Source organism: Streptomyces griseorubiginosus (assembly GCF_017614965.1).
In the GTDB taxonomy this organism is placed as follows: domain Bacteria; phylum Actinomycetota; class Actinomycetes; order Streptomycetales; family Streptomycetaceae; genus Streptomyces; species Streptomyces griseorubiginosus_B.
The window spans coordinates 1-1342 of record NZ_WVUG01000650.1 but is presented as its reverse complement, the minus strand read 5'-3'; the positions used below and the strand labels follow the sequence as shown (position 1 = coordinate 1342).

Sequence of the window (1342 nt, the reverse complement as noted above, 5' to 3'; positions counted from 1 at the left end):
CTAGCGCGTGTTTTGAAAGTCGGCTCCCTTCCTCGTCCCGTGCCGTGATGATCTGTATGTGGGGCGAGGGGATCTTTCTGACGAGCAGTGGGCGGTGCTGGAGCCGTTGTTGCCGGTCGCGGTGTTGGGCCGGCCGTCGCTGGGTCGGCGGAAGCTGATAGACGGGATCCGGTGGCGGGTGCGGACTGGTGCTCCGTGGCGGGATCTGCCGTCGGAATACGGGCCGTGGCAGACGGTCTACGGACTCTTCCGCCGCTGGCAACGTGACGGCACCTGGCCTGTGCTGCTGACCGGATTACAGGCCCGGGCGGATGCGGCAGGGCTGATCACGTGGGAGGTCAACGTCGACTCCACGATCTGCCGGGCTCATCAGCACGCCGCAGGCGCCCGCCGCGACGGCCAGGCCCAGAAGGAGCCGCCCGGCGGAACCCGCACGGAGCCTGACGACCACGGTCTGGGCCGGTCCCGGGGAGGCTTCACCACCAAGATCCATCTGGCCTGCGAGCAAGGCCAACGGCCGCTGTCTTTGCTGGTCACCGCAGGTCAGCGTGGTGACAGTCCTCAGTTCGCCGCCGTCCTGGAAGGTATCCGAGTTCCCCGCACCGGACCCGGCCGTCCCCGCGTCCGCCCACTGCGGGTTCGAGGCGACAAGGCGTACTCCTCCCGCGCCAACCGGGCCTACCTACGCAAGCGGGGAATCCGGTGCACGATCCCGGAGCCCGCCGACCAGGCAGCCAACCGCAAACGGCGCGGGAAGGCCGGCGGGCGGCCTCCGGCGTTCGACCGCGAGGATTACAAGGCCCGGCACGCGGTCGAGTGCGGGATCAACCGGCTCAAGCGCAACCGAGCGGTCGCCACCAGGTTCGACAAACTCGCCGTCCGCTTCGAAGCCACTGTCCTGATCGCCGCGATCGGCGAATGGTTATGACCGGCCTGAGCTGTCGGTTCCACGTGCCATGCTGACCGCGACCAGGGTGCACCGGGCGAGGGAGAGGCAACGATGGGGGCTCAGTACTACGGCGCCGACAGCGAGAACGGTGACCGCATCGAGGATCCCTCTGAGGATGCGCTGTTCATGATGATCAGCGACCTCAACGACTCCGACAACACCTTCGTGGTCGTCCAGCCTGACGAGGATGATCCAGTGTGGTTCGCCTCAGTGGCCGTCCTGGACGAAGGCGGCTACGAGGTAGTCCGCCGTGACACCTCCCGCAACGAGCACGAGGTCACCACGGCGACGAGCATCAACGACATCGCCCGCGACCTCACCATCTGGATGGCCGCCCGCGGCTTCCCCGGACGGCCAACCAGACAGGTCACCGACTTCTAAAACACGCCCTAG

1 protein-coding gene and 1 pseudogene are annotated in these 1342 nt (G+C 67.3%); both read left to right on the top strand.

Features of this window, described 5'->3' with window-relative positions; translation table 11 throughout:
- Positions 1-58: 58 nt before the first annotated feature.
- Positions 59-928, top strand: coding sequence for an IS5 family transposase (locus GRC12_RS44500; RefSeq protein WP_208786105.1), 870 nt, complete (start codon positions 59-61; stop codon positions 926-928).
- A gap of 28 nt (positions 929-956) precedes the next feature.
- Positions 957-1330, top strand: a pseudogene (locus GRC12_RS44495) (hypothetical protein).
- The last annotated feature ends 12 nt before the right edge of the window (positions 1331-1342 follow it).